Raw genomic sequence first — 26380 nt, 5'->3', positions numbered from 1 at the left:
GCCCCGAGAAATAGGGGGTTCGGGACAACCGGAAGGTGGTGGGGTCGGCATGTGGCCGATCGACGGGCCGGCGGCACCGCGTTCGACGGCGGCGTCCGGCGCGGCCCGGTCGCTGTTGCCGGTCGTCCTCGCGGCGGCGGTCTCGGTCGCCGCGGTCCACTTGGTCGCGCAGGTGGCCGCACCGGATGGTCTCGTCGTGGCCGTCACGCAGGTTCTGCTGATGCCGTTGCTGGCCGCGGCACTGTTCGCCGGGACCGACCGGCCGCGTGGCCGCCTGGTTCAGCTCGTCCTGGTCGCGCTGCTGTTCTCCTGGCTCGGCGATACGGTGCCGAGGTTCGTGGCCGGCGAGGGCGGCTTCCTGATCCTGATGGCCTGTTTCCTGGTGGCGCAGGTCTGCTACGCGGTGGCGTTCTGGCCGTTCCGGGCGGCGTCTTTGTTCGCGCGCCCGGGTGCTGCCGTCACGGTGTACATCCTCGCGCTCGGAGTGCTGATGGCCCTGGTGTGGGGAGCGGGCGTGCTGGTGGTTCCGGTCGCGGTGTACGGAGCGGCCCTGGTGACCATGGCCGCCCTGGCGACCGGCCTCGGCAGCGTTGCCGGGCTGGGCGGGGTGATCTTCGTGATCTCGGATGCGCTGATCGCTCTGCGCGTGCTCGCCGGGACAGAACTGCCGGGGCACGGCTTCTTCGTGATGCTGACCTATGTGCTCGGGCAGGCGCTGCTGGTGGTCGCGGTCGGTCGCCGTGCGTCGACTCTCAGCGGCGCGGCTGCGGAATCAGTTCGTTGAGGTCGACGGAGATTACGAAGGGCACCGGCCGCTGGAACGTGCCACGGAAGATGCCCGCCGGGGCGTAGACGCCTGGTCCGTCCAACTCGTAGGCATGGACGACAGGGGCGCCCTGCTCTTCCTCGATGCACCAGTAGTGCGGAATGCCGGCCTCGGCGTATTTGCGGAGCTTCACCGTGCGGTCTCGGTGGGCGGACTCGGGGGAGACCACCGCGACGACGAGTCGGACTTCGTCGGCCTGGTAGCAGGTGCGGTCCGGGTCGTAGGGTGCGGTGGTGACGAGGAGATCCGGCTCCGGCCGGTTGCGCGCGTCGAGGCGCACGGTCATCTCCCGCTCGACCTCGAAGCCCGCGGGCGCCTGTCTCGCCAGGGTCGTGGTCAACGCGGTGACCAGGCGGCCGTGCCATGAGCGCTGCGGCGACATCATGAAGACGAGGGCTCCGTCGATGAGTTCGGTGTGGCGAGGCGCCTCGGGAAGGCGGTCGAGGTCTTCCGCGAACCAGCCTTCGGCGCGTGGTGGGCGCATCCAGTCGGGCAGTGCGGTCATGGCGCAACCGTAGCCAACCCGAGGAGCTCGGGCCATGAGAACATCGGGAGTATTCGCGGTACGGCCTGTCGTCGGCTATCCCTGTTCGGGACTGCGCGAATAACGCGGGCGCAGATTGATCGGCAGACCGTCCTCGGGGGTCGGCCCCGTGCCCCACGCCAGCGGCACCTCGTAGTTCTCGGGGACGCTCCACTCGTACTGCAGCAACATGCGGTGCATGATCGACTTCACCGTCATGCCGCCGAAGTGCAGGCCGATGCACTTGTGGGCGCCGCCGCCGAAGGGGGACCAGGCGTAGCGGTGGATCTTGTCCTCGCGGCGGTCGTCGGCGAAGCGTTCGGGGTCGAATTCGTCGGGGCGGGGCCACCAGCGGGACAGCCGCATGGAGGGGTAGGCGCCGATGATGATGTCGGTGCCCGCCGGGACGTAGTGGCCGAGGATGTCGGTGTCGCGGACGGCCTGGCGCATGAGCACGCCCGCGGGGGCGTACATGCGCAGGGTTTCCTTGAAGGCCAGGTCCAGCGAGGTGAGCTTGTCGAGGTCGTCGTACTCCAGGAAGTCCTTGCCGAGGGCGAGGGATTCGGCGCGCAGGCGCTCCTGCCAGTGCGGATTCTTGCCGAGCAGGTAGGTGAGCATGGACAGCGAGACGGCGCTGGTGTCGTGGGCGGCCATCAGCACGAAGATCATGTGGTTGACGATGTCCTCGTCACCGAAGGTGTCACCGGTGTCGCTGGTGGCGCGGCACAGGACGCTGAACAGGTCGGTGCCGTTGCCCGCGCGTTTGGCGGGCAGCTGGTCGCGGAAGTACTGCTGGAGCAGGCGCCGCCCGCGCAGGCCGCGATCCCAGGTGCCGCCGGGGACGGGGGTGCGGATCAGCGCCTGGCCGCCGACCACGGTGGCCTCGAAGGCGTGCTCGACTTCCTTGGCCTCCGGGCCGAGTTCGGCGCCGACGAAGACCTCGGTGGCGAGGTTGAGCAGCATCTGCTTGATGTGGTCGTAGACCAGGAATCCGGGTTCGGGCTGCCAGGAGGTGAGTTCACGGTCGATGCCGGGATGCATCATGTCGAGATAGCCGATCAGGCGCGGGCGAGTGAACGCCTGTTGCATGATGCGTCGGTGGTGCAGGTGCTCGTCGAAGTCGAGCAGCATGATGCCGCGGCGGAAGAACGGGCCGATCCAGTACTCCCAGCCCTGCTCGCTGGAGAAGACCTTGTCCTTGTTGCTCCAGACGACTTCCAGTGCGTCGGGGCCGAAGACGGCGACGGCACGGCGGCCGAAGACGCTCGTCCAGGACACCTCGCCGTATTTGTCGAAGGCCTTGCGGGCCCAGATGATCGGGTCGTGGTAGACGCGCAGGGAGTGGCCGAGCAGCGGCGCTCCGCCGTCGCCGAGTACGGGCAGCAGGCCGCTGCCCGCCGGTGGCTCGGCGAGCGGGGCCGGCCTGGCGGGGTAGAGGTCGGCGAGATCGGCGGCACGTTGCTTGAGCCCACGGCGAAGTCGTGTGTACATCTGCTGTCCTTTCGCGGCGCTGCGAAGGTCGAGGCGAGCCGGTGCGCCACCCAATTGGTGACGACTCGTCACCAATTGACTCCCGTGATGCCTCCTTTTGTCAAGATGGACCCATGACCAGCCCATCGACATGGGGCGGGCGGACCGTCGAGGCGCGCCGCGCCGCTCGCCGCGCCCAGCTCATCGACGCCGCCATCGACGTGTGGGTGGAGAGCGGTTGGGCGGCGGTCAGCTTGCGCAGTGTCTGCGCGCGAGCCGGGTTGAACGACAGGTACTTCCGCGAGAGTTTCGCCGATCGCTCCGAACTGCTCGCGGCCGCGTGGGACCACGTGCGCGACGAGACGACCGCCACCCTGACCGCCGCGATCGGGGATCGGCGCGAGGACCTGCCGCTGGACGTGCTGCATCGCGCGGTCGAGGCGGTGGTGCACGGTCTGGCCGACGATCCGCGTCGCACCCAGGTGCTCTTCGGTGATCACGCGGGCAGTGCGGTGCTGGAACGCCGGCGCCGTGATCTGGTGCTGATCGTCACCGACATGCTGGCGACGAGTCTGGAGCCCTACCTGCGGGCCGGTGTCGATTTCGGCGAGTTCCATCGCATGGTGCTGATGGCTGTCGGGGGGTTCGTGGAGCTGACCGGCGCCTGGCAGGCGGGAGTGGTCGCGATCGACATCCCCGGGCTCATCAGGCAGACGATCCGGCTCGGCGATATCCTCGCCGACGCCTATCTCGCCGATCGGCCCGCTCTCGCGCCTCCCGTCGCCGAGCTCTGATCCGGAAAACGGCCGCGGCGGGGTTGCGGATCGTAAACTGAGCAGCCTGTGTCCTCGCTCGCTCGTGTCGCCGCAGATCCATGAAATCAGCTTTTCGCCATGACGATTCGCACGCCGGAAATCGGACGCAGATTTGCGTTCGCACTTTTGGGAACTGGTGTGGCGCTCGCGGTCGTGAGTGGCGCCGCGGGTCCCGACGGTCCGGCTGAACGACTGCTGCCAGGACCCCGGCGTCCCCGGCCGGCCGGCGGACAGTCGGAGCGTCCACTGCGTCCACGTGGAGTGGACCGACGCCTTCGTGTGGTCCTACCGCTCGGAGGCGACGGTGCGCGCTCCGAATCGGTGGAGGTGCACCTGTACCGACGTGTGTCGACGGCCCGACGGTTCGCGGGTGCCGAAGCATCCGCGATGCGGAATTCTCTGCGGCGAACCGTCGCCGAGCGGGTATATTGAGAGCGGTTTCGCGGAGTTTTTCGAATCGGTGTGGAATACGCAGGATATGAGTGGCGAATTCTGGGTTCAATGGTCCCGGTAAACTGCTTCCGAAGAATTTGCTCCCTGTGCTCCGCGGTTGACTCCGAGGTGGGGATCATCGGGATCATTTCGTTTGTCCCATGATCTGTTTTCCATTTCGGCAAATGTGGAGAACTGTGCCGACGGGAGTATGGACAGGGCCGGGGTGGGCGTGTGGGGTCCGGGTGCCGCGCCGGGCGGAGGCGGTGCGCCACCGGAGGGTCGAGGACGCAGCGTCGCCGGCGGCGTCTGGCTTTCGCCCGTTCAGGGGTTGGTTCTGCCTGGCTCGTGCGGTGCGGCGGGCGGAGTCGGGGCGATCGGCCCCCTCCGTGGGCTCGATCCGATGGGCTGGTCCGTGGCGCGGATGCGCGGTGGAATTTTCATTCTGCAATATTCGATCTGCTGTCGGCGCGGAGGTCGGCAAACTGTACCAACTGGTATGAAGTACCTTTCGGTTTGAAAACCGAAAGGTATTGTTTGTTGCGTGAGCGGGGGAAATGCGCGGAATAGCGGATTTTCCCTGTGTTCGCCGTGCAACTTTCGCCTTCCGTGTGTAGCGTCGGGCACTTGTAAGCCCTTGGGGAGAAACGAGGGCAAACCTTCGGAAGACAAGCGGTGAAGCGGTGCTCGGTATAGACGGCTGCCTGAAACGCATCATGGACATTCCCGGTGCGCGCAGCGTGACGATGGTGGATGGTGCGAGCGGTCTGGCGATCGCGGCGGCGGGCCGACACGAGCTGGTCGATCAGCACGAGGACGCCGCGGGGACGACGGATGTGGTGCGCACGGTGCTCGGCTGCTCGGCGTTGGCGAGCGGGTCCGGCGAGGACGACATCAGCGAGATCATCGTCTGCGGCGGGGGCGGCTATCACCTGCTGTATCTGGTCGACGGCGATTTCGACGGGCGGATATTCGTGCACGTGGTCTGCGACGCGGAGACCGGCAATCTGGGACTGGCTCGTTTCCAGCTGAAGGCCGTCCTCACCGAGTTCGTCGGGGGTGACGATGAGCGGTGACCTCGCCGTCGAACTGCGCAGGCTCGAGCAGCAGGGCAGCACCGGCGTGTTGCTGGCCGGTGACGGAGAATTCCACCTCGCCTACGGCGCGATAGCGTCCGCGCACTGCCATCGGGCGACCGGTCTGGATCGGTTGGTGGTGGAAGCGGGTGTGGCGACCCATGAGGATTGGCGGCGCGCGGGCGCCGGTGACCCCAGCCGGGTGCTCGAGCAGCCGCAGCTGGAAACCCTTGCCCTGCTCTCGGTCTACGACGCCGCCTACTTCCTGCTCTCCTCCGGCGCCGAACCGGAGTTCCGGCCCGCGCCCCCGCACTGGCTTGCCCGGGTCTGCCACGTGCGGCCGAGAGAGCTGGTGCGCGAATGCGAGCGGCGCGGTGATCCCGGGTCCGGGCCGTGGCCCGCCGATCTGGTCGACCTGGCGCCGGTGGTGCCCGCGCGCCGGGTGCATCGGCGACGGGTGGTGCTCACCGCCGGGCAGGCGGAGGTGCTGGCCGCCGCCGACACCAGGCGCAGCGTCACCGAGATCGCCCGTTACCTCGGCCGCACCACCTACGGATGCCTGACGGCGGTCCGCGAACTCACCGTCGCCGGGCTGATCGAACCGGCTGTGGGCGAACCGGATTCGCCGCGAGCAGGATCGCTGGAGACTGCGCTGGGGGATTCGCCGCCTTCGGGCGCCGGGCTTCCCGCTCTGCCGGAGCGAACGCCGTTGCCCGATCGCGTCGAACCGCCGCAGTCGTCGTGGGTCCCGGTGTCCGGCCCTGCCGGACCGCCGCAGTCGGAGCGGGAGCCGGGCTCGGGCTGTGCGGAGTTGCCGTCGCGGCCGGGACGTGTGTCGATGTCCGCTCGTGCGGAACCGATCCCGCCGTCGGAGCACGCGCCCGTGTCCGCACAGCAGGGGCGGGCGAAGACCGCACTGCTGCCCGCTGTGGTCAGGCCGGTGCGCGGTGCGCCCATCGCCCCATCGCCCCGTCCGGTCGCGCCGGTGACCCGCACGGCGCCCGCGTCGAAAGACGCACCGCCCGCGCCACTTCGGCAGCGAATACGCCAGGCTGTGCCCGCCGCGGAGCGAGAGCACTGGCAGCAGGTGGATCCGAGCGTGCTCGTCCGGGTGCGGGCGGCGTTGGAGGAGCTTGCGTGACCGCGCGGAAGAAACTGCTCGGCGATTGGATGGGAAGGTTGACCAAGGTGGCGATGTCGGGACCCGAACCGTACGCGGTGGTGCTGGCCGAGTTGCAGGGGCTGCGCGAACGCGTCCCCCGGCTGACCGGTGCGCTGGTGGCCTCCGGTGACGGTCTGCTGATCACCCACGACCTGCCGGGCCACATCGAGCCCGACGGCATGGCGGCGCTGACCGCCTCGCATCTGGCGCTGTCCTATCGACTGGCCAGTACCGCGCACGGCGGCGGATTCGACGAGGTCGTCGTGCACGGCTCCGGCGGCTACGTCGTCATCTACACGGCGGGCTGGGCCTCGCTCACCGTCCTCGCGGAATCCGAAGTGAACGTCGGCCGTCTCCACCTGGAGTCGCGGCCGGTGGCTCGCGCCATCGCCGATCATCTGACGGTGCTGTCGAACGGGCCGAGACACAAACAGTCGACAAAGGTCGAGTGAAAGGAACACGAATGAGCAATATGGATCTGGCCCTCAAGGACATGATGGTGATCGACGGCGCGATCGGCGCCGCGGTCGTCGACTACAACTCGGGCATGGCGCTGGGCATGCTCGGCAGTTCGAAAGCGATGGACCTGCAGGTCGCCGCCGCGGGCAATACCGAGGTGGTGCGTGCCAAGATGCGCACCATGGACAGCCTCGGCCTCAACGACGAGATCGAGGACATCCTCATCACGTTGTCGGGCCAGTACCACATCATCAGGCCGATGACCGGGCGCAAGTCCAAGGGCCTGTTCCTCTACCTCGCCCTCGACCGTGGCCGGGCCAATCTGGCGCTCGCCCGGCACCGGCTCAGGGGCATCGAAGAAGACCTCGAGGTCTAGTCGCGGGCGTTCACGCCGTGAGGCGGTAGAACCGCCAGAAGCCGAAGTCCTCGATCGGCAGGATCTCCACCCGGCCGAAACCCGCTTCGGTCGCGTAGCGGTCGAGGGTCGCCGGCCGCATGACCGTTCCGGTTCCCGCCGAACCGGGATGCGAAAGACCGTCGGGCAGGCAGATCAGCAGGCTGAATCCGTACATGAGCCGATCGATATCGCTTGCGGGCGCACCGAATTCGGGCTCGACGGCCTCGTCCATCACGATGACCGATCCGCCCGGACGCAGCGCGCGGCGCATCGCGTCGAGCACCCGCACGGGGTGCGGCATGTCGTGCAGGCATTCGAAGGCGAACACGAGGTCGTAGCTTTCGGCGGGCAGTGCCGTCGCGGCGTCGGCGACATGGTGACGCACCCGGTCGCCGACGCCGGCCGCCTCGGCGTTCGCGGTGGCCATGCGCACCGAGGGGGAGTCGATGTCGTAGCCGTCCACCCGCAGCGACGGATAGGCCTTCGCCAGCGCGATCGCCGACCAACCGCCGCCGCAGCCGACGTCGGCGACGCGGGCCTGCGGGCGGGTCAGTGCTTCCCGGACCGCGGGCACGTCGTCGAGCGCGGCCGCCAGCCGCTGCTCGAACCACGGACGGTTCATATCGGACTGCGCTTCGCGCATGTCCGTACCGAACCGATCCCAGCCGACGCCGCCGCCCGTGCGATAGGCCTCCAGTAGCGCGGGGGTCTGCACGGCGGCCGCGGCGAACGCACGGGCCAGCGGGGCCAGGTAATCGGTACTGGTGTGATCGAGCAGGACTTCGGCGGCGGCTTCGGGCAGGGCGAATCGCCCGTCGCCGTCGTAGCGCAGAATCCCGGTCGCGGCCTGCTGTTCGAGCCACTCCCGGGCGTAGCGCGGGTCGCCGCCCGCGCGGCCGGTCAATGTCGCGGCGTCGGCGGGGCCGTGCTCGGCGAGCGCGCGGTACCAGCCCATCCGGTCGCCGAGGTGGATAGCCAGCAGATCGATGGCGCCCAGCGCCGACTCGAACACCCGCCCGGCGAACTGCTCCACGGTGGCGACGGCCGGATCTCCGGTGGTGATGCTCATGTAATCGACCCCTTTCGATGTGTGTACGGGGATCGCGCAGGCGTTCGCGAGGGTTAACGAGCCCAGGTCAGGCGTGCATGCCGTGCAGCAGCAGCGACCACGCGTGCTCGGCGGTGTATTGCCGGGAGGCGGCGTCGGTGCGGGCCAGCACACCGGCCACCATGCCCACGGCGAGCACGATGTCGGTCGCCTCGATGCCCGCGCGGATCGCGCCACGCTGCACGGGATCGGCGAGCTTGTCGCCGAGCAGAGTGAGCAGGCGGAACGCGGGCTCGAAGATGCGCGGGTCGTCGCTGCTCGGGTTCAGCATGGCGATGAAGGCCGCCGAGGTGGTGATCTGGCCGATGATGACCTTCAGGACGTCCTCGACAGTGGTGTTCGGGTCGGCGGCGATGTTCTCCACCTCGACGATGTTCTCCTCGAACACCGCCAGCGCGAGCGCCTCTTTGCTGGCGAAGTGACGGTAGAGCACGCCCTGGCCGACACCGGCGGTGCGGGCGATCAGGCTCATCGGCACGTCGTAGCCGCTCGCGGCGAAAACCTCTCGGGCAGCGGCGATCAACGCCGCGCGATTGTCGGCGGCGGCGCTCGGACCACGGTTGACGCGGCGAGGTGATGTCACGCACACTACTTTATCAACCGGACAGCTTAGTCCGGTTCGGCTGTCGGCCATGTCGGCCGCCGTAGTCGCACGAAAGTGCCCTCAACGTCGAGGTGCCGACATGATGTTGTTCTCGCTGTCCCGCCTGGCCCGGCTGTCCGTGCCGGCGATTGCCGCGGCCACCGTATTGCCGTTCGGCAGTGTCCTCGCCCAGCCGTCGGGCGTCGTGGTGCAGGAGGCCGCCGGGGTCGTCGACGTGGCCGCCGAGCGCGCCGTGTGCGGCCCGGGGGCGGCGCCGGAAACCGGCCTGCAGGGCGACGTACCCGCCGCCGACCGTTCCAGCGGCCGCAGCACCCAGGGCTACAGTTGCAATATCACCCGCCTGGGCGCCTATCCAGGACGCGGCGGGGCGATCACCTCGACCAGCTTCGAGCACTGCGCCTATATGGGCACCTTCTTCCCGGGCAATCTGCTCGATCCGCTGGCGGGCGTGCAGGTGGTCGACGCGTCGACGCCCACCGCGCCCGTGCTCTCGACTGTCCTCACCGAACCGGCCATGCTGGCGGGGACCTGGGAGACGCTGAAGGTCCACCAGGGCCGCAAGCTCCTCGTCGGCGCCGGGGTGCCCGCCTTGACCGGCTTCGGGCTGCTCTCGATCTACGACGTGTCCGACTGCGCGCGTCCGCGCCTGCTCAATCCCGGGCCGGGCACCGACCTGACCATGCCGTTACCGATCACCGCACACGAGGGCGGCTTCTCGCCCGACGGCAACACCTACTGGACCTCCGGCACCGCGCCGGGCATCGTCAGCGCCGTCGACATCACCGATCCGTCCGCGCCGCGCGTCCTCTGGCAAGGTCTGCCCGGAATGTCCATGCACGGCATGGGATTCAGCCCGGACGGCACCCGGATGTACCTGTCGAACAATCTGGGCGGGCTGACCGTGCTCGACACCTCGGCGGTGCAGCGTCGTGAACCGAACCCGCAGGTGCCGGTGCTGTCGCAGACCACATGGACCGACGGCTGGGCGACCCAGCACAGCATCGCGGTCACCTACGACGGGCGGCCGTACCTGTTCACCGTGGACGAGGCCGGTTCCGGAGGTGTGAAGCTGATCGATGTCGCCGATCCGGCCGCGCCGCGGATCGCGCACGCGATCAAACTCGAGATCAATCTGCCTTCGAACCAGGATTCGATGCTGTCCTCGGCGATGGGCGGCTCGCTGTTCGCCTACGACTCGCACTATTGCGCCGCCGACCGCCCGGTGGACCCCACCGCCCTGGCCTGCGGCTGGGCTTCCTCGGGGATCAGGGTGTTCGATGTGCGCGATCCGTTCCACCCTCGCGAGATCGCCTACTACAACCCGCCCGCGCAGACCGGCCGCAACGCGGAACTGTGGAACTCCGTACACGCGGTGGCCTCGATCATCGGCGTTCCGATTCTCGAGCTGCCCGCGGTGCTGCAGTCCGGTGTGGCGGGTCAGTTCGATCCCGGTCAGGCGCTCGGTGAGCGCAGCGGCATGGTCGTCGCCGGCGACCTCTCCAGCGACTGGTGTTTCTCCGCCCCGGAATGGCGCGGCGACATGCTCTATGTGACCTGCACCGACAACGGGTTCATGACGCTGCGGCTCGATCCGGCGGTCTACACCCCGCCCGCCGACCAGCTCTCCACCGTCGGGTCGTGACGGTGCGCCGCGGGCTCGCCGTCGGCGCGGCGGTCTGTGTGGCGCTGTTGCTGCTCGCGCTCGGCGCGGCGGCCCGGCCGCTGCTGATCGCCGACGAGACCGAGCCCGCTCCGGTGCTCGGCCCGGTGGAGATCGCTTTCGTGCAGGACATGATCGCTCACCACCAGCAGGCGCTGCTGCTGACTCAGCGGCTGGCCGACGATGTCGATCCGACCGTGCTGCTGCTGGCCCGGCAGGTGGCCGACACCCAGCGCACCGAGCTCGGGATGATGCTGGGCTGGCTGACCCTGGCGCGGGCCACAGTCACCAATCCCGAGCCGATGGCGTGGATGCGCGCGTCCGGTCACGACCACGGTTCGGCGGACACCGAATCCGTCACGATGCCGGGCGCGGTCACCCAGGACGAACTCGATCGACTCGCGGCCGCCCGCGGCCGGGACGCGGAGGCGTTGTTCCTGCGGCTCATGCAACGTCACCATCAGGGGGCGGTGGTGATGGCGCAGGCCGCCGATCGACTGTTGAGCAATGGTCCAGTGAAGCGGACGGCGCGCGACATGATCACTTCGCAGGGCCAGGAGGCCGGGCTGATGGGGATGATGCTCGCGCGCATGCAGAACTGACCGGTGGTTTTCAGGAGACCAGGCGCTCGAAAAGAGAGCGATAGTCGCGCAGCGCGGTGCGCAGTTGCTCGGTCTCGGCCGCACCCGACCAGCCGGCCGCCAGGGTGCGGCGGCGTTCGGCGAACAGGGCGGTCAGGCGTTCGATGGTCTCCCCGACCAATTCGTCGGCCCGCGTGACGGATTCGCGCGGATCGTCGACGAAGTGCGCCTGCAACTCGTGCCACCTGGTGCGCAGCTGATCGACCTCGTCGACGGGAACCAGCCTCGGGTCGCCGCCGGTGGCCGTGTCACCGGCCGACGGCGGAGACGGCCGGTCGGTGGGCGAGACATCGTGTGCGACTTCGCTGCCGGAGGCGCCCGCGGCGACATCGGGGCCGGCGGTCACACGGGTGTCGGGAGTGGCGTCGACTGTGCCGGGCTCGGCGGTGTCCGGCGTGGCGGTGCGCGGATCGGGTGCGGACGCGTCCGCACGCTCGGACGTCGTGGCGGAGTGGTGGATCCGGGGTTCGGTGCTCATCGGAGGATGCCTTTCTTGCTGGGAATGCTGGTATCGGCGCCGGTCTCGGCCGTCGCCTCCGTCCGCGTCGCGGCGTTCGTCGTCGACGTGCCGTCGTCGTTCACGAGGTCGTCGTCCACGAGGTCGTCGTCCACGAGGTCGCCGTCCACGAGGTCGCGGAAGAGCGTGCGGTAGCCGACGAGAGCGATGCGGATCTCCTCGGTGGTGGTGCTGTCCTCGCCTGCGCGGGCGGCGATCTCGCGCCCGCTGCGGTAGTGGTCGAGTGCGGCGGCGTGCTCGACCGACAGATCGGCCACCTGCTGGTCATGGTCGCCGGTCGGGTAGCCCCGCTCGGCGGCGACCGCGGCGACGAGACGGTCCGCCTCGCCCAGCGCGCCGCGCGGATCGTCGACGAAACGTTCCTGCACCGCGACCCATTCGTCGAGGTAGTAGCGCTTGCGTTCCTCGGGCAAGGGGCGAAGGTCGAGGTCGGCATGGCGGTGTTCACGCCTGCGCAGCTCGCGTTCGGCGGCGGCGCGGTCGTCGGCCTCGGCCACGACTCGGTCGTATTCGGGGCCGAACCTGCGACGCAGTCGCCTGGTGCGCAATCTCGGAGTGAGCAGTAACAGCGCCGCGATGACGGTGACGACCGCCACGACCAGCGCGATCAGCACGGAGGTGGACACGGGATTCTCCTTTGTCGAGCTTCTGCCATGGAAGTGCCTCGAAATTCGCCGCTGAAACAGACCGCTATCCGACCGGGCGGTCCGAGTCGCGGTACCGCGCAGGCGGATCGGGCTCTCGATGCCGGGCCTCGCGCGGGCCGGAGCGCGCGCAAGGGAACCGGCCGGCCCTCGCGAACGTCCTAGTCTGTGGACATGTTTCGCGCGCGTCGGGTGGCGCGGGCGGGTAGCGCCACGATGTGTGGCGCAACAGGACGGTTGCCCAACGGAGGGGGAAGTCGATGCGGGTGGCGAGGACGCGGCTGTGGCTGGGGGCCGTGGCACTGGCGGTGGCGGTGGCGGTGGCCGCGGTGCTCGGGGTGCGGTGGTGGCAGGAGGCCTCGGGCGGTGGCGCCTTGGTCGGCGAGCGGCTCACGTCGTTTCCCGAGGTGGATCGGTCGGTGCTGGACGCCGACCAGTCGGCACTGGTCGCGGTCCTCGAACGCGAGTTCGCCGACCCGGGCGCCGGTCCCGACTACGCCGAAGGTCAGGTCGAGGCATGGTGCGCCGATTTCGTCAGCTGGACGATGCGGGAGGCGGGCCGGCCGCTGTCGAACCCGCACTCCGGCTCCTGGCGGATTCCCGGGGTCTACACGCTGCAGGAGTACTACCAGAGCGTGGACCGGTTCGTGCCGGTCGAGGCCGATTATCAGCCGCGCACCGGCGACGTGCTGCTCTACGGGCCGGACAGTCCGTTCGGTCAGCACACCAATCTCGTGCTCGCCGCGGACGGCGGTGCGGTGACCACGATCGGCGGCAACGAATTCGACCAGGTGCGCATCCATCGGTTCCGGCTCGCCGACGTGGCCGATGTCGTCGGCTACGGGCGATTCTAGGAACCCGGCTCGCCTCTACTATGGAGGGCGACAGTGCCCGGCAGCGCTGTCGACAAGGGCCCTGTCCTGCTCGCCCCTCATCGGCAGGACAGGGCCCGCCCGATGCACCCGCTGCCGCCGCGCTTCGGTCACCCTCGTCGCGTAGCGTGTCGAATGTCCGTGCGGAGGTGAGGGTTGGCGGTAGAGCTCATGCAGCACAGTGTGGAGGGCCGGGAGGGGCCGAACTGGATCGGCTATGCCGAGTTCGGCGAACGCTTCGTCGAGCACGCGGTGACCGAGCAACGCATCATCGCGGCGGTCTCCGGCATGGTCGGGCAGGGCGTCACCGTCGGCCCGGTCAATCTGGCTCCGGCGGGTATCGCCGGGTTCCTGGCCGAGGGCAAGGTCGGCACTCCCCGGGTCTCGCGCCACGACGAGGCCGTCGTCTTCCATGTCAGCGTGCCGGTCACCCTGGCGGTGAAGGTGCTGCTCGGCGGCAAGACGCTGCGGTTGGAGGCCCTGGTCGATATCGACCTGACCCTGCACGCCCGCACCGCCGAACCGGTGCTCATCGTCATCGACATCCCGCCGATCGCGCCGGAGAACGTCGGTTTCCTGGTGCGGGCCTCCGCGGTGGACGCCGCGTGGGAGTCGTTGCTCGAGCCGATCGCGGGCTGGGTGAAGCGCGAGGTCGCCCAGCGGGTCAACGCGATGCTCGCCGAGCCGCAGGCCCGTCGCGCCCGGATCTTCGACCTCGAGGCGCTGGTCGACGGACGCCGCGCGCGCGGTCCGGTACCCGAGCGGTTCGAGTGGATCGATTACGGCGAGTTCGGTCGTCGCTTCTTCGAGCGGATCGTCACCACGCGGCGCATCGGCGAGGTGGTCGACCGGATGGCGGGCCGTCCCATCGAGATCGGCCCGCTGCGCACCGGGCCGGGAGACCGCGCGACCGTCACCGTGCGCGGCGCGATCGGCACGCCATTGCTGGCCGCGCGTGAACCGGCCGAGCCCCACGACGGGTACCACCGGTTCGAGCTGGTGCTCCCGGTCGCCTTGGACATCACGGTGCGGGTGCTCAGGGCCAATCGCTACCGCGCCGAGGTCGAGATCCCATTGCTGCTGACCGCTCGCGCGGCGGAACCGCTGTGGGTCGTGATCGATCCGTTCCCGCCCCGCCCGGAGGACCTGCGGTTGCAGTTCAAGGCCGAGGGCATGCGGGCGGCGGCTTTCGGCGCCCTGGCCGGTATCAAGAAACAGATGCTGGCCCGGGTACTCGGGGTCGTGAAGCGGGAAATCAGCCGCGCCGAGGGCCGGATCATCGACGTCGGCGCGCGGATCGATCGCCTCGTCTGATCGAGGCACCGGCGATACACCCGGCGACGTGCGGACACGGCGTGTTGCCTGTGGGGTTGATGTTGTCTCTGGGGCCTGGTGGTCTCAGTGTGAATGTGGTGGAATGAGTCCACGTTCGAGGCTCCCGGCGCGCGAACGGATCTGGGGAAGGCGCGCCGGGCCTGCTTTTGCCCACATCGGTCGGGGGTTCGGTCGAAGGAGTCGGCGATGCGTTCTTCGAATCTGTCCCGTCGTACATTTTTCGCTTACACCTCTGCCGCGGCAGCGGCCTGCACTTCCGCCGCGGCGGCTCTGGGCATGACGGCCACGGCAGGCACCGCGGCCGCGAATCCCGGTCACGGCACCCTGCTCGACTACGCCGCCGGAGTGCCGTCCGCCGCGCAGATCAAAGCCGCCGGGCACGTCGGCGTCATCCGCTATGTCTCCGACCGGCGGCCGGGCGCGGAATGGATGGAGGGCAAACCCTTGCTCGCGGCCGAGGTCGAGGACCTGCGCGCGCACGGGCTGAGCATCGTCTCCTGCTACCAGTACGGCAAGGCCGCCACCGCCGACTGGCGTGGAGGTCTGGAGGCGGGCAAGCGGCACGCCGAGCGTGGTCTGGAATTGCACTCGGCCGCGGGCGGTCCGGCCGGTCGGCCCATCTACGCCTCGATCGACGACAATCCGACCCCGGTCGAGTTCGCCACCATGATCGCGCCGTACCTGCTCGGCTGGCACGCGGTGCTCGGGCGCGAGAACGTCGGCGTCTACGCCAACGCGCCCACCATCGAACTGGCCCGCGTCGCGGGATTGGGCGCGTGGTACTGGCAGCACAACTGGGGCACGCCGAAGGGGGTCGTGCATCCCGCCGCGCATCTGCACCAGTTCGAGATCGACAAGCGAGCCGTCGACGGCATCGGGGTCGACCTCAACAGCATCCTGAAGCCCGAATACGGGCAGTGGTAGAGCGCTACGTCTGCGAGTGGGATGCGGGCGTGAGTCGCATCTCCGGTTCGTCGTCGGGGACGACGCGCAGGCAGGGCCGATCGTCGGGAGTCTGGTGATCGCCGCGCCAGGAGAACAGCGACCAGCGCGACAGACCCGAGAACGCCGAGGCGAGACTGGCCAACGAACCGGTGGAGATGATCGACCCGAACGAGCCCACCGAGCCGATCGACAGCACCGACCCCACGCTGCCGATGGACAGGATCGAGTAGGCCGAGCCGATCGACAGTATCGAGCCTTCCGATCGGATGGACAGGATCGACCGGCGCGAGCGTTTGCTCCTGATCGAGCCCGGGATGTGTGGCGTGATGTCGCTCGTAACCATGCCCCCGGTCTACCACGGTCGAGGCTCGGTCAATCGCATATGCGCGAACCCGTGGAAGATCGCCGGATGTGAAACGACGAAAGCCCGGTCGCCGGAGATCCGGCGGCCGGGCTTCGCGTGTATTCGACTCAGGCGGTGAAGAACCCGAGGGTGGGCAGGAACGAGCAGGTACGCGGCTCGGCGCCCTCGGCCTGTGTGGTCAGCGAGCCACCCACCACGGCGGCGATCCGGCCGCGGCCGGTGTCGACGATCGCCGACAGGGTCGCCGGACCGTCCGGGTTGATCTTGGCCTCGTCGGTCAGCTGGGCGACGCCGGACTGACGAGTGTCGAGGTTGAGCCACTGCACGGTGAGCGGCGGGTTCTGCTCGGCCGTCGGAGCCTTGGTGCCCAGCGCGGTGAACACGAAACCGGTCTGGCCGGCCTGCGGTCCGGGCGGGGGCAGCTCGGCGGGACCGGTCACGGCCAGCGCGGTGCCGATCGAATCGCCGGAATCGCTGATGCAGGCCTTCCCGATGGTCGGGTACAGGAACTGCGCGATGACCGGGCCGTCCTCGGGCAGCTCGGGGCCACCGCCACCGCTGCCGTCGAGGAAGGTGATGATCCGCTCGAGCGTCGACTTGATCTGCGGCGGCAGGTTCAGCGTGGCGAGCAGCGCACGGGCCTGGGCCAGGATCGCGGCCTGCGGGCCGTCGGCGATATCGGCCGGGCCCGCGATGGCGCCGACGATGGCGGGGGTCAGTGCGGCGATCGCGTCGACCGGGACGCCTTCGGGCACCATCGGAACGCTGTTGGGGGCCGCGGCAGGGGCGGTGTCCGGCGCGGCTACTGCGGCCGGCATGGCGAGCGAAGCGCTCGCCGCCAGGGCGAGTGCGGTCATGGCGATCCGCGATCCTCGGGTGCGAAGCACTGGTCTTGCCGTCCTTACCTCGGGTACATCTGGTGCAACGGGCGCGGGGCCCGTTGTTTTCCGGGTCACTCTAAGTACATCGGTACCGGCTTGTACAGCCGCCGCGCTCCGGAGTTTCTGTCGTGGACGATCAGTGTTACCAGAGAGTAGTTTGTCCGGGCGTTACTGGAGTGAAGATTGATGCAAATGTTACCGCTGTGGTCAACAGATGGGGGATAGGCCACGCCGGACGACCGGTGACCTCCGGTTAATCTAGTCAGCACCTTCGGCTCGCGTGTGCCGAACAGCGGAAATCCCTTCGCGACCCGCCCCCCACCCCGAAAGCCTGCGATTTGAACCGAGAGAGCGCTCGGACGGACGGACGTCCGGCCGCTGCCCGATGGCGATGGGCGGTGCTGGCGCTCGGGCTGTCCGTACTCGCCCGGATGTTGTGGATGTTGTTGTCCGACAACGGGATGAATCTGGTCGACCTGCACGTCTACGTCGACGGCTCGGCCTCGGTGGGCACCGATCGGCTCTACGACTTCACCTACGCCGAGAAGACGCCGGACTTCCCGCTGCCGTTCACCTATCCGCCCTTCGCCGCGTTCGTCTTCTATCCGCTGCATTTCCTGCCGTTCACCATGGTGGCCATCGGCTGGCTACTGGCGACGGTGGCCGCGCTCTACGGTGTGGTGTGGATCACTTTGGAGATGATTCTCGGTCGTGAGCGGTTGCGCGAGCCGGCCTGGCGGGTGGCGCCGATCGCCTGGACGGCGGTGGGCGTGTGGCTGGAACCGGTGCGAACGACCATCGACTACGGGCAGGTCAATGTTTTTCTCGTGCTCGGCGCCATGCTCGCGGTGCGCAGTTCGCGATGGTGGATCTCCGGTGGGCTGGTCGGTGTGATCGCGGGCATCAAGCTGACGCCAGCGATCACCGGGCTGTACTTCCTGGCGCGGCGCCGCTGGGGCGCGGCAATGTTCGCGGCGGTGGCGTTCGGCCTGACGGTCGGTATCAGCTACCTGCTCAACGACCATGAGGCACGCCGCTATTTCGGCACCCTGCTCGGGGACGCGGACCGGATCGGGCCGGTGGGCTCGGTGTGGAATCAGTCACTGCGCGGGACGATCAGTCGCATCCTCGGCCACGACGTGGAGACCGGGCCGGTCTGGATCTGCGCGGTCCTGGTGGTCGCGGCGCTGGCGTTCGCGGCCTGGCGATCCCTCGGCCCGGACGACCGGCTCGGCACGCTGTTGCTGGTGCAGGTGTTCGGCCTGATGGTCTCGCCGATCTCCTGGTCCCATCACTGGGTGTGGTTGCTGCCGCTGGTGCTGTGGCTGCTCTACGGCCCGCTGCGCGAAGCGCCGGGCGCGCGGATACTCGCGGGGTACTGGCTGGTGACGACGCTGATCGGGGTGCCGTGGGTGCTGTCGTTCTTCCAGCCGACGATCTGGGAGATCTCCCGGCCGGGCGTATTGGCCTGGCTCGGCGCGGTGAATGTGGCGGGCGTGCTGGCGTTGCTCGTCTGGGTGATCGTCTCGGGCAGGCGGGCGCGTGCCGCGATCCCGGAGGCCGAGCGCGCCGACGTCGCCTGAATCGTCAGGCGCCCGAACTGTCGCTCCCGGCGACGAGTGCGTCGATCTGCTCGGCCAGGGCGAAGTCCGCGGCGGTCAGGCCGCCCGCGGAATGGGTCGACAGGGTGAAGGTGACCTTTCGCCAGCGGATGTCGATATCAGGGTGATGATTCGCACGTTCCGCCGCGTCGGCGACCCGGCGCACCAGGTCTATGGCGGCGGGGAAGGACGCGGCGGTGACGGTGCGCGAGATCTGCGCATCGGCGCGTGACCAGTCGGGCAGGCTGGTCATGGCGGTGGCGATGCGGTCCTCGGGGAGCAGTTCTGCGGTCATGCCCCGGTACTACCCGAAGCGGGGCGAATTGATCGGGGCGGCGGCGAAATTCGGGTTATCAGGCCGCGCGGGCCCGCTCGAGCGCCTTCTTCAGATCTTTGCCGTGCAGTCCCGCGGCCTCGGCCTTCTTCATGCGCATGATGACCACCGGGCACTTCACGCAGCGGGTCTTCTTGCGGCAGCACTTCTTCTTGGGTTTCAGGCTCGAAACCTTCTTTGCCTTGACTTTGCCCATATTGGTTAGCATAACCTAACCAGTGGCTGAAGCATATGAAGTGGGGACTTGCCGGTAGTGTGTGTATTCGGCCGCGACGCCCGGTGGATCCATTCTCCATCTGTTCTCAGGTGTCGGCACCCATACCTATCAGCAGGAGGATTCAGCGTGTCGTCTGCACGCGATTTTCGCAACGTCGCCATCGTGGCGCACGTAGACCACGGCAAGACGACACTGGTCGACGCCATGCTCCGTCAGTCCGGCGCTTTCGCCGAACGGGCCGAACTGGTGGACCGCGTCATGGACTCCGGGGATCTCGAGCGCGAGAAGGGCATCACCATTCTCGCCAAGAACACCGCCGTGCACCGTCATCACCCCGATGGCTCGGTGACCGTCATCAATGTCATCGACACCCCCGGCCACGCCGACTTCGGCGGTGAGGTCGAGCGCGGTCTGTCGATGGTCGACGGCGTCGTACTGCTCGTCGACGCCTCGGAAGGCCCGCTGCCGCAGACCCGGTTCGTGCTGCGCAAGGCGCTGGCCGCCTCGCTGCCGGTGATCCTGGTGGTCAACAAGACCGACCGGCCCGACGCCCGCATCGGCGAGGTCGTCGAGGAGAGCCACGATCTGCTGCTCGACCTGGCCTCCGATCTCGACGACGAAGCCGCCGAGGCCGCCGAGCTCGCGCTCGACCTGCCGGTTCTCTACGCCTCCGGTCGTGAGGGCAAGGCCTCCACCGAGCAGCCCGAGAACGGCAACGCGCCCGACGCGCCCAACCTGGACGCGCTGTTCGACGTGCTGCTGAAGTACGTCCCCGCGCCCAAGGGCGACCCGAAGGCCGAACTGCAGGCGCACGTCACCAACCTCGACGCCTCGCCCTTCCTGGGCCGTCTCGCGCTGGTCCGCATCCACAACGGCACCCTGCGCAAGGGGCAGAACGTGGCCTGGATGAGTGCCGAGGGCACCAAGACGGTCAAGATCACCGAGTTGCTGGCCACCGTCGGCGTGGAGCGCAACCCGGCCGAGGAAGCCGTCGCGGGCGACATCGTCGCGGTCGCGGGCATCCCGGAGATCATGATCGGCGACACCCTGGCCGACTCGGAGAATCCGGTCGCGCTGCCGCGCATCACCGTCGACGAGCCCGCCATCTCGGTGACCGTCGGCATCAACACCTCGCCGCTGGCCGGCCGCAACGGCGGCACCAAGCTGACCGCCCGCATGCTCAAGGCGCGCCTGGATCAGGAACTGATCGGCAACGTCTCGCTGCGTGTGCTCAACACCGAGCGCCCCGACACCTGGGAGGTGCAGGGCCGTGGCGAGCTGGCGCTGGCGATCCTGGTGGAGACCATGCGCCGGGAGGGCTTCGAGCTCACCGTCGGCAAGCCGCAGGTGGTCACCAGGACCGTCGACGGCAAGGTGCACGAGCCGTTCGAGGAACTGACCATCGACGTGCCCGAGGAGCATCTGGGTGCGGTCACCCAGCTGCTGGCCGCGCGCAAGGGCAAGATGGTGCAGATGTCCAACCAGGGTCACGGCTGGGTGCGCATGGAATTCATCGTGCCCTCGCGCGGCCTGATCGGTTTCCGCACCGACTTCCTCACCGAGACCCGCGGCACCGGCATCGCCAACGCCGTCGCGCACGGCTACGCCCCCTGGGCGGGCGAGATCCGCTCTCGGCACACCGGCTCGCTGGTGTCCGACCGCGCGGGCAGCGTCACCGCCTACGCGATGCTGCAGCTGGCCGATCGCGGCACCTTCTTCGTGGAGCCGGGCGCGGACACCTACGAGGGCATGGTCGTCGGCATCAATCCGCGTGCGGAGGATCTCGACATCAACGTCACTCGTGAGAAGAAGCTGACCAATATGCGCAGCGCCACCGGCGACGTGCTGGAGACGCTGTCGCGCCCGCTGGTGCTGGATCTGGAAGGCGCGCTGGAGTTCTGCGCCGGCGACGAATGCGTCGAGGTCGGCCCCGATGTGATCCGGGTGCGCAAGGTCGTGCTCAATGCCAACGAGCGGGCGCGCGAGCTGTCGCGGCGGAAGGCACGGGACCGGGCCGCGCTGTAGAGTGCCCAGCGTGATTCCGGGGGCCCGACGGCGCGCGACGGCGCGTGTCATCCAGTTGCTGGCCGCGGTGTCGGTCGCGGTGCTCGCGGGCTGCACCGCGAACCCGCCGCCGCCCATCGAGAGCACGGACTCTCCGAAGACGACGACGGAGAAGCCGAGCAAGAACACCGTCGTGGTGGCGATCGACGACGTCGGCGTCGGATTCAATCCGCATCTGCGCGCCGATCAGTCGCCCGCCGCCTCGGCGGTCGCGGCGATGGTGTTGCCCAGCCCGTTCCGTCCGGTCCCCGATCCGGCGGTGCCGGGCGCGGCGCTGTGGGTGCCCGACACCGCGCTGATCACCTCCGCCGAGGTGACCGCGCAGGAGCCCTTCACGATCACCTACACGCTGCGCAATCAGGCCAACTGGTCCGACGGCGCGCCGATCGCGGCCGAGGATTTCCGGTTCCTGTGGCAGCAGATGATCACCCAGCCGGGCGTGGTCGATCCGGCGGCCTACCGGCTGATCTCCGATGTCACCTCCTCCGGCGGCGGCAAGACGGTGAACGTGGTGCTCAACCGGCCCTATCCGGCCTGGCCCCAGCTGTTCACCAATCTGCTTCCCTCGCATCTGATCAAGGACCAGCCGGGCGGGTTCGTCAACGGGCTCGCCGAGGGGATCGCCGTCTCCGGCGGCAACTTCGCCATCAAATCGGTGGACCAGGGCCGCGACGAGATCCTGTTGGAGCGCAACGACCGCTACTGGGGCACCCCGGCCGCCCCCGATCAGATCCTCTTGCGCCGCGGCGGAACTCCCGCCCAGCTGGCCGATTCGCTGCGCACCGGTGACGCGCAGATGGCGCTGGTGCACGGCGGTGTCGCGACCCAGGCACAACTCGCGGCGATCGCCTCGGTGCGGACCGCGATCATGCCGCAGTCGCGCACGCTGCGGCTCGTCCTCAACGGGCGCAGCGCGGATCTGGTCGATCCGCGCGTGCGGCGCGGTGTGCTCGCGCTGCTCGATCCGGCCCTGCTGGCCACCGTCGGCGCGCAGACCGGCGGCTGGGTGGACCCGGTGCGGGCGCAGATCCTCTCGCCCTCCGATCCCGGCTACGTGCCCACCGATCCGCCGCGCCCCTCGGCCGAGGAAGCCTTCGCGCTGCTGGGCGAGGCCGGATTCGCGCGCGAACCCGAGACTCCGCAGGAGATGTCGCCGACCTCGCCCGCGCCCCAGCCGCGGTCGCTGGCGAAGAACGGTCGCAAGCTGACGGTGCGCATCGGAACGGTGACCGACGACGCGACCGCCCAGGCCGTCGCGCACACCGCCGCCGACCAGCTGCGCAGCGCGGGCATCGACGCGACCGTGCGCGCGCTGCCCGCCGACGAGCTCTACGGCAAGGAACTGGTGGACGGCAGTGTCGACGCCATCGTCGGCTGGGAAGTGGCGGGCGGCGATCCGGCGAACATGCTCGCCTCCCGTTACGGCTGCCCGCCGAGTGCCGAGCCCGCCGCCGACAGCGAGGTCGAGGCGGTGCTCGAGGCGGCCAGGCGCGCACCGGCCAATCTGTCCGGGATCTGCGATGTCGCCCTGCAACCCGCGATCGATGCGGCGCTGCGCGGTATCGATGTACCCAAGACCCTCGCCGAGGCCGAGCCCGCGCTGTGGAATCTGTCGACGGTGTTGCCGATCGTGCAGGACAACCTGGTCGCGGCGGCCGGACCCCACGTGGACGGCGCGTCGTTGAGCGGGGCCATCCCGGTCGGTATCTTCGGTGATGCGGCGATGTGGAGGAGGATCCCGTGACCGTGACCACCGGTGGACTGCTCCTCGTGCACGCCCACCCCGACGACGAGTCGATCACCACCGGCGGGACCATCGCGCTCTACCGTTCCCGCGGTGTTCCGGTGACCGTGGTGACCTGCACGCTCGGGGAGGAGGGCGAGGTCATCGGCGAGCAGTGGGCCCAGCTCACCGCCGACCAGGCCGACCAGCTCGGCGGCTATCGGATAATGGAGCTGACCGGCGCGCTGGCCGCGCTCGGCGTGAGCGCGCCTCGTTTCCTCGGCGGCGCGGGCCGCTGGCGCGACTCCGGCATGGCGGACACCCCTGCGGCGAGGCACCCGCGGGCGTTCGTGAACTCGGGGCCGGAAGCGGTCGAGGCGCTCGTCGAGGTGCTGCTCGAGCTGCGGCCGCACGTCGTGATCACCTACGACCCGCGCGGCGGGTACGGGCATCCCGATCACATCCGCGCCCACGAGATCACCACCGCCGCTGTCCAGGCCGCGGCCGAACTCGGCTGGGACGTACCGAAGTTCTACTGGACCGTCACCGACCTCCATCTGCTCGCCCTGCACACCGAATCGCTGGCCCGGCGCACCGCCGAAGGTTTGCCGGGCGCACTGCCCGCGGGCTGGCGGCTGCCCGCCGTCGGTGAGCTGGCCGGAGTGGAGAGCGAGACCATCACCACGGTCGTCGATGTCTCCGAGGTGCTCTCGGCCAAACGCGCCGCGCTGCGCGCGCATGTCACCCAGGTGAGCGTCGCGCCCTCGGGCCGGGAGTTCGCCCTTTCCAACGACATCGCCCAGCCGGTCCTGCCGGAGGAACACTTCGTCTTGGTGCGCGGCAGGCGCGGCGCGGTCGGGGCCGACGGCCGCGAGCACGATCTGTTCGCCGGGCTCGGCGCACTGTCGGCCTAGACTCGCTGCCGTGGAGATCCCGGGGCGGCAGGCCGATGTGAACGATGTTGTGACCCGTGCCCGGTTCGCCGCGGTGGCACGCGGACTCACGATGGCCCTGCTCGTCGTGGCCGCACTCTTCAGCGTCTTCGTCGAAGTGCTGTATCTGCCCTTCTACGTCGGGGGTTCGTGGACCTCCGCCGTGACGCCCTCCGATCTCGCGCTGGCCTCCGGCGCGCACCTGGCCGCCCCGCTCGGCTCCGGGGCCATCCCGGTCCCGGTGACGGCGCTGATCGCGGCCGCGGTGAACATCGCCCTGGTCGCCGCGATGCGCACGTTCACCGGCAGTCTGCGTCTTGCCCTGCTGCCCGTCCTCGCCTGGACTTTCGGCTTCCTGTTGTGCACCTTCCCCGGCCCCGGCTCCGACACGCTGCTCATGGGCGACTGGCCCACGCTGCTGCTCCTGGTCTGCGGAACGGTTCCGCCCTTGCTGTACGCCTTCAACGTGAGTACCGCCGTCGCGCCCCCTGCCCCGGTACCGACCCGACGGTAGCGGCGTCGGTGGACCGGCAAGGGCACCTCGAGCGTGCGGCCTGGCGACGGCATCGCCACCAGCCGACCCGTTAGCGGTGGCCGAGGGCGCCCGGAGTGGCGTTTTCGATGATTTCCCAAGCTCTTTCGAGCGGAATGTCGATGACGCGGTAGCTCTTCTTGCCCGCGGCGGTGGCGGCCACGACCGTGGCGATGCCGGATCGGCGCTGCCAGAACGTCTGGCGGACCGTCCAGCCGATGATGCCGGGAGCCTCCAGGCAGTCGCGGTCGCGGTCCAGGGAGCCGGAGCGGGTGATGAGCCAGGCGGGGCCGTGCGCGGTGCGGGGCAGCACGGTGTGGCCGAGGCCCCGGTAGCGGTCTTCGGCGAGCAGGGCGGCCGGCGCGATCAGGGCGAGTGCGGGCAGCCACAACCAGGGCGAATAGGACACGCCGGAAGCAGTCAGGACCAGCAGGGCGACTGCCGGGACGCAGGCGGGCACGAGGGCGCGGAACCAGCGTCGGCGGCGCGCGATGGGGCCGTGCGGGGTGAGCGGGGCCGACAAGTGAGCGGTGGCGTCGATCGCCAGGCGATCTGGCGCGGTGTTCTTCGCCGAGGCGAGCTGCCTGCTGCCGAGCAGTTCGCCGAGAGTGCGTTCGACGGCGGCGCGCGGGGCCTGCGGAAGGATCTTCTGGCGCGGATTCTCCCCGACCATGATGGCTTCGAGTTCGGCGGCGCCCGCCCGCCGCAGCAGCAGTGGTTCGTTGACCGTGGCGCCGCGGAAACGCGCCAGGTCCAAAGTGATCTGGCGAGTGGTGAACAGCCCGTGGCTCAGGTGCAGGGTGCGGCCGTCGTCGATCACGCGCAGTCCGAAGTAGGTGGCCAGGTAGCGGCCGCAGGCGGCGAGGCTGACCACCACGACGACGGCGAGCAGAAACGTCAGTACCGCGGCGCCGAGCACCAGGACGACGTTGTCCTCGATCCAGCGCGGGGTGTCGGCATCGATGGACAACTCGCTGAAGCCGAATTGGAAGGGCAGCGCGAGCAGCGGGGCGATGACCGCGAAACCGGTGAGCGACAGCGGAGCGTAACGGACCCAGCCCGGCTGCCAGTGCCCGATTTCCCGGCCACGCGCGCCCGGCGGGGCGGCGATGCCGCCGTCGCTCACCGCGGTGTCGCCGTCGGCCCTACGGTCGAGCAGTTCGGCGCGCAGTACGGGCGCGACCTGCGCGGACAACGCGTCGAGCTCGAATTTCTCCCCGCTCTCGGCCTGCTGTCCGGTGCCGACCACCACCACCGCCAGGCCCAGGAGTCGGTGCAGCAGATCGGCTTCGATGTCGACCGAGCGAATCCGGCTGCGTGGTACCGACAGGGTGCGCCGCTGCACCAGCCCGGTGCGCAGTTCGACATGGGTCGGGCCGACCCGGTAGGTGGTGGTGAACCAGCGGGACAGCGCGAAGCCGACGATCGCGACCAGCGGTATCACGCTCCACAGTGGATTGCCGCTGCTCGTGCCGACCAGTACCGAGCCGAACAGCACCGGAATGAACTTGACCACCTCGGTCACCGGATGCACCAGCAGCATCCGCTGGTCCAGCCGCGCCCAGGGCGGTGCTGACACCTCGGACGCGCTCATGTCGCGTCTCCGCGATGCCGGGCGGCGATCTCGGTGAGATCGGCCACCGTCTTCTCGGCCACCGGCAGATCCAGACCGGTGATCGTCACCGCGCCCGCCGAGGACGCGGTCGTCACCGTCACCGTCGCCAGGCCGAGCAACCGTTCCAGCGGGCCGCGTTCGATGTCCACGGTCTGCACCCGCGAGATCGGCGCGACCCGGCTCTCCTGACTCAGCCAGCCGACCCGGGTGTAGACGGCTTCGGCGGTGATCTCCCAGCGGTGCACGGCGTAGCGCCACCACGGCACCACCGCGACGGCGATCGCGCCCGCCACCAGGATCGCGAGCGCGGCGAGCAGTTGCCAGCCGCGGTGGCCGGAATCGACTACCGCCCATACCATCACGGCCACCAGCAGCGCGGCCCACCCGCTCGCGGTCTGTACGGTCCACAGCAGTTTCGCCTTCGGGCTCGGCCGCCAGGCCGGCCCGGCGAGGATCGTTCGCGGCTGTGCCATGTCCGCCATACTCGCACGCGCCGGCCGTGCCCGCCCGTGCCCGATGAAGAACGACGGCTCGGGAGGGGCGGTGCGCGGAGGTGGAATAGGGAGAGCGCGGGAGAGGTTGTGAACGCTCACGACGAGACTGCGTCCGCTGTCTCGCGAGCGCCGCCCGT

28 protein-coding genes are annotated in these 26380 nt (G+C 69.3%); 16 read left to right on the top strand and 12 right to left on the bottom strand.

The genetic code is table 11. From position 1 onward, the window contains the following. Positions 1–49 precede the first annotated feature (49 nt). Positions 50–784: a lysoplasmalogenase family protein gene (locus NS3_RS23990; protein WP_067863870.1), complete on the top strand. Its 735-nt coding sequence runs from the start codon at positions 50–52 to the stop codon at positions 782–784. Here the strand turns inward: NS3_RS23990 and NS3_RS23985 are convergent. Next, positions 753–1331, bottom strand: a complete 579-nt coding sequence (locus NS3_RS23985; protein WP_067863868.1) for a Uma2 family endonuclease — start codon at positions 1329–1331, stop codon at positions 753–755. The genes NS3_RS23990 and NS3_RS23985 overlap by 32 nt on opposite strands. 75 nt (positions 1332–1406) lie before the next feature. Further along, entirely contained in the window at positions 1407–2840 is a 1434-nt protein-coding gene (locus NS3_RS23980; RefSeq protein WP_067863865.1) for a cytochrome P450, read from the bottom strand. 113 nt (positions 2841–2953) lie between these two features. Between NS3_RS23980 and NS3_RS23975 the strand changes: the two genes are divergently transcribed. The 5 genes from NS3_RS23975 (at position 2954) to NS3_RS23955 (ending at position 7139) form a co-directional block, all read left to right on the top strand. Further along, complete coding sequence (locus tag NS3_RS23975; protein WP_067863862.1) at positions 2954–3613, top strand: TetR/AcrR family transcriptional regulator; 660 nt, start codon at positions 2954–2956, stop codon at positions 3611–3613. 1136 nt (positions 3614–4749) lie between these two features. Continuing rightward, positions 4750–5142 (top strand): hypothetical protein, encoded by a 393-nt coding sequence (locus NS3_RS23970; protein ID WP_067863859.1) that lies wholly within the window; start codon positions 4750–4752, stop codon positions 5140–5142. Further along, positions 5132–6283, top strand: a complete 1152-nt coding sequence (locus NS3_RS23965; RefSeq protein WP_067863856.1) for a MarR family transcriptional regulator — start codon at positions 5132–5134, stop codon at positions 6281–6283. The genes NS3_RS23970 and NS3_RS23965 overlap by 11 nt, the downstream gene beginning before the upstream one ends. Further along, positions 6280–6756 (top strand): roadblock/LC7 domain-containing protein, encoded by a 477-nt coding sequence (locus NS3_RS23960; protein WP_245649783.1) that lies wholly within the window; start codon positions 6280–6282, stop codon positions 6754–6756. The genes NS3_RS23965 and NS3_RS23960 overlap by 4 nt, the downstream gene beginning before the upstream one ends. An 11-nt stretch (positions 6757–6767) precedes the next feature. Then, a complete protein-coding gene (locus tag NS3_RS23955) occupies positions 6768–7139 on the top strand; it encodes a hypothetical protein (protein WP_067863853.1) in 372 nt (123 codons plus the stop codon). Between the two features lie 10 nt (positions 7140–7149). Here the strand turns inward: NS3_RS23955 and NS3_RS23950 are convergent, their stop codons facing one another. Both NS3_RS23950 and NS3_RS23945 read right to left on the bottom strand, forming a co-directional pair. Beyond that, positions 7150–8229, bottom strand: a complete 1080-nt coding sequence (locus tag NS3_RS23950; protein ID WP_067863850.1) for a class I SAM-dependent methyltransferase — start codon at positions 8227–8229, stop codon at positions 7150–7152. A gap of 67 nt (positions 8230–8296) precedes the next feature. Continuing rightward, a complete protein-coding gene (locus NS3_RS23945; protein WP_084495878.1) occupies positions 8297–8851 on the bottom strand; it encodes a TetR family transcriptional regulator in 555 nt (184 codons plus the stop codon). A gap of 103 nt (positions 8852–8954) precedes the next feature. On the opposite strand from NS3_RS23945, the gene NS3_RS23940 reads away from it, so the two are divergent. Together NS3_RS23940 and NS3_RS23935 are read left to right on the top strand one after the other, a co-directional pair. Continuing rightward, a complete protein-coding gene (locus NS3_RS23940) occupies positions 8955–10514 on the top strand; it encodes an LVIVD repeat-containing protein (protein WP_157101511.1) in 1560 nt (519 codons plus the stop codon). Then, positions 10511–11134 (top strand): DUF305 domain-containing protein, encoded by a 624-nt coding sequence (locus tag NS3_RS23935; RefSeq protein WP_067863841.1) that lies wholly within the window; start codon positions 10511–10513, stop codon positions 11132–11134. The genes NS3_RS23940 and NS3_RS23935 overlap by 4 nt, the downstream gene beginning before the upstream one ends. Before the next feature lie 10 nt (positions 11135–11144). On the opposite strand, the gene NS3_RS23930 is transcribed toward NS3_RS23935, so the two are convergent. Both NS3_RS23930 and NS3_RS23925 read right to left on the bottom strand, forming a co-directional pair. Next, complete coding sequence (locus NS3_RS23930) at positions 11145–11651, bottom strand: hypothetical protein (protein ID WP_067863838.1); 507 nt, start codon at positions 11649–11651, stop codon at positions 11145–11147. Next, positions 11648–12316, bottom strand: a complete 669-nt coding sequence (locus NS3_RS23925; protein ID WP_174550513.1) for a hypothetical protein — start codon at positions 12314–12316, stop codon at positions 11648–11650. The genes NS3_RS23930 and NS3_RS23925 overlap by 4 nt, the downstream gene beginning before the upstream one ends. 278 nt (positions 12317–12594) lie before the next feature. Here NS3_RS23925 and NS3_RS23920 point away from each other — a divergent pair, with 278 nt between their 5' ends. The 3 genes from NS3_RS23920 (at position 12595) to NS3_RS23910 (ending at position 15465) form a co-directional block, all read left to right on the top strand. Next, entirely contained in the window at positions 12595–13188 is a 594-nt protein-coding gene (locus tag NS3_RS23920; protein WP_067863835.1) for a CHAP domain-containing protein, read from the top strand. A 189-nt stretch (positions 13189–13377) separates the two neighbouring features. After that, entirely contained in the window at positions 13378–14520 is a 1143-nt protein-coding gene (locus tag NS3_RS23915; protein ID WP_067863979.1) for a hypothetical protein, read from the top strand. A 207-nt stretch (positions 14521–14727) separates the two neighbouring features. Beyond that, positions 14728–15465, top strand: coding sequence for a DUF1906 domain-containing protein (locus NS3_RS23910; protein WP_067863832.1), 738 nt, complete (start codon positions 14728–14730; stop codon positions 15463–15465). 4 nt (positions 15466–15469) lie between these two features. Here the strand turns inward: NS3_RS23910 and NS3_RS23905 are convergent, their stop codons facing one another. After that, positions 15470–15829, bottom strand: a complete 360-nt coding sequence (locus NS3_RS23905; RefSeq protein WP_067863829.1) for a hypothetical protein — start codon at positions 15827–15829, stop codon at positions 15470–15472. A gap of 128 nt (positions 15830–15957) precedes the next feature. Further along, complete coding sequence (locus tag NS3_RS23900; protein WP_067863825.1) at positions 15958–16707, bottom strand: Rv1157c family protein; 750 nt, start codon at positions 16705–16707, stop codon at positions 15958–15960. Between the two features lie 422 nt (positions 16708–17129). Between NS3_RS23900 and NS3_RS23895 the strand changes: the two genes are divergently transcribed. After that, positions 17130–18314, top strand: coding sequence for a mannosyltransferase (locus tag NS3_RS23895; protein WP_245649782.1), 1185 nt, complete (start codon positions 17130–17132; stop codon positions 18312–18314). 4 nt (positions 18315–18318) lie between these two features. Here the strand turns inward: NS3_RS23895 and NS3_RS23890 are convergent, their stop codons facing one another. Then, positions 18319–18627, bottom strand: a complete 309-nt coding sequence (locus tag NS3_RS23890; RefSeq protein WP_067863819.1) for a 4a-hydroxytetrahydrobiopterin dehydratase — start codon at positions 18625–18627, stop codon at positions 18319–18321. A 58-nt stretch (positions 18628–18685) separates the two neighbouring features. After that, entirely contained in the window at positions 18686–18862 is a 177-nt protein-coding gene (locus NS3_RS29575) for a hypothetical protein (protein ID WP_169811679.1), read from the bottom strand. 147 nt (positions 18863–19009) lie between these two features. On the opposite strand from NS3_RS29575, the gene typA reads away from it, so the two are divergent. Genes typA through NS3_RS23870 form a run of 4 tightly spaced genes read left to right on the top strand, consistent with a single transcriptional unit; the run spans position 19010 to position 24116 of the window. Beyond that, positions 19010–20908 carry a translational GTPase TypA gene (typA, locus tag NS3_RS23885; RefSeq protein ID WP_067863816.1) on the top strand — a complete coding sequence of 633 codons (1899 nt, stop codon included), beginning with the start codon at positions 19010–19012 and terminating at the stop codon, positions 20906–20908. A gap of 10 nt (positions 20909–20918) precedes the next feature. Then, the gene (locus NS3_RS23880; protein WP_067863974.1) at positions 20919–22691 is read left to right on the top strand and encodes an ABC transporter family substrate-binding protein; all 1773 of its coding nucleotides are present in this window, start codon (positions 20919–20921) and stop codon (positions 22689–22691) included. After that, positions 22688–23584 (top strand): N-acetyl-1-D-myo-inositol-2-amino-2-deoxy-alpha-D-glucopyranoside deacetylase, encoded by an 897-nt coding sequence (mshB, locus tag NS3_RS23875; RefSeq protein WP_067863976.1) that lies wholly within the window; start codon positions 22688–22690, stop codon positions 23582–23584. Before NS3_RS23880 ends, mshB begins: the two co-directional genes overlap by 4 nt. Positions 23585–23594: 10 nt before the next feature. Beyond that, positions 23595–24116, top strand: coding sequence for a hypothetical protein (locus tag NS3_RS23870; protein WP_067863813.1), 522 nt, complete (start codon positions 23595–23597; stop codon positions 24114–24116). Between the two features lie 70 nt (positions 24117–24186). Here the strand turns inward: NS3_RS23870 and NS3_RS23865 are convergent, their stop codons facing one another. Both NS3_RS23865 and NS3_RS23860 read right to left on the bottom strand, forming a co-directional pair. Beyond that, positions 24187–25728, bottom strand: a complete 1542-nt coding sequence (locus NS3_RS23865) for a PH domain-containing protein (protein ID WP_067863810.1) — start codon at positions 25726–25728, stop codon at positions 24187–24189. Continuing rightward, a complete protein-coding gene (locus NS3_RS23860) occupies positions 25725–26222 on the bottom strand; it encodes a PH domain-containing protein (RefSeq protein WP_084495877.1) in 498 nt (165 codons plus the stop codon). Before NS3_RS23860 ends, NS3_RS23865 begins: the two co-directional genes overlap by 4 nt. Positions 26223–26380 lie beyond the last annotated feature (158 nt).

The organism is Nocardia shimofusensis NBRC 100134 (genome assembly GCF_001613125.1).
Taxonomy (GTDB): domain Bacteria; phylum Actinomycetota; class Actinomycetes; order Mycobacteriales; family Mycobacteriaceae; genus Nocardia; species Nocardia shimofusensis.
Note: the sequence above shows the minus strand (reverse complement) of the source record. Positions and strands in the feature narration are given on the sequence as shown.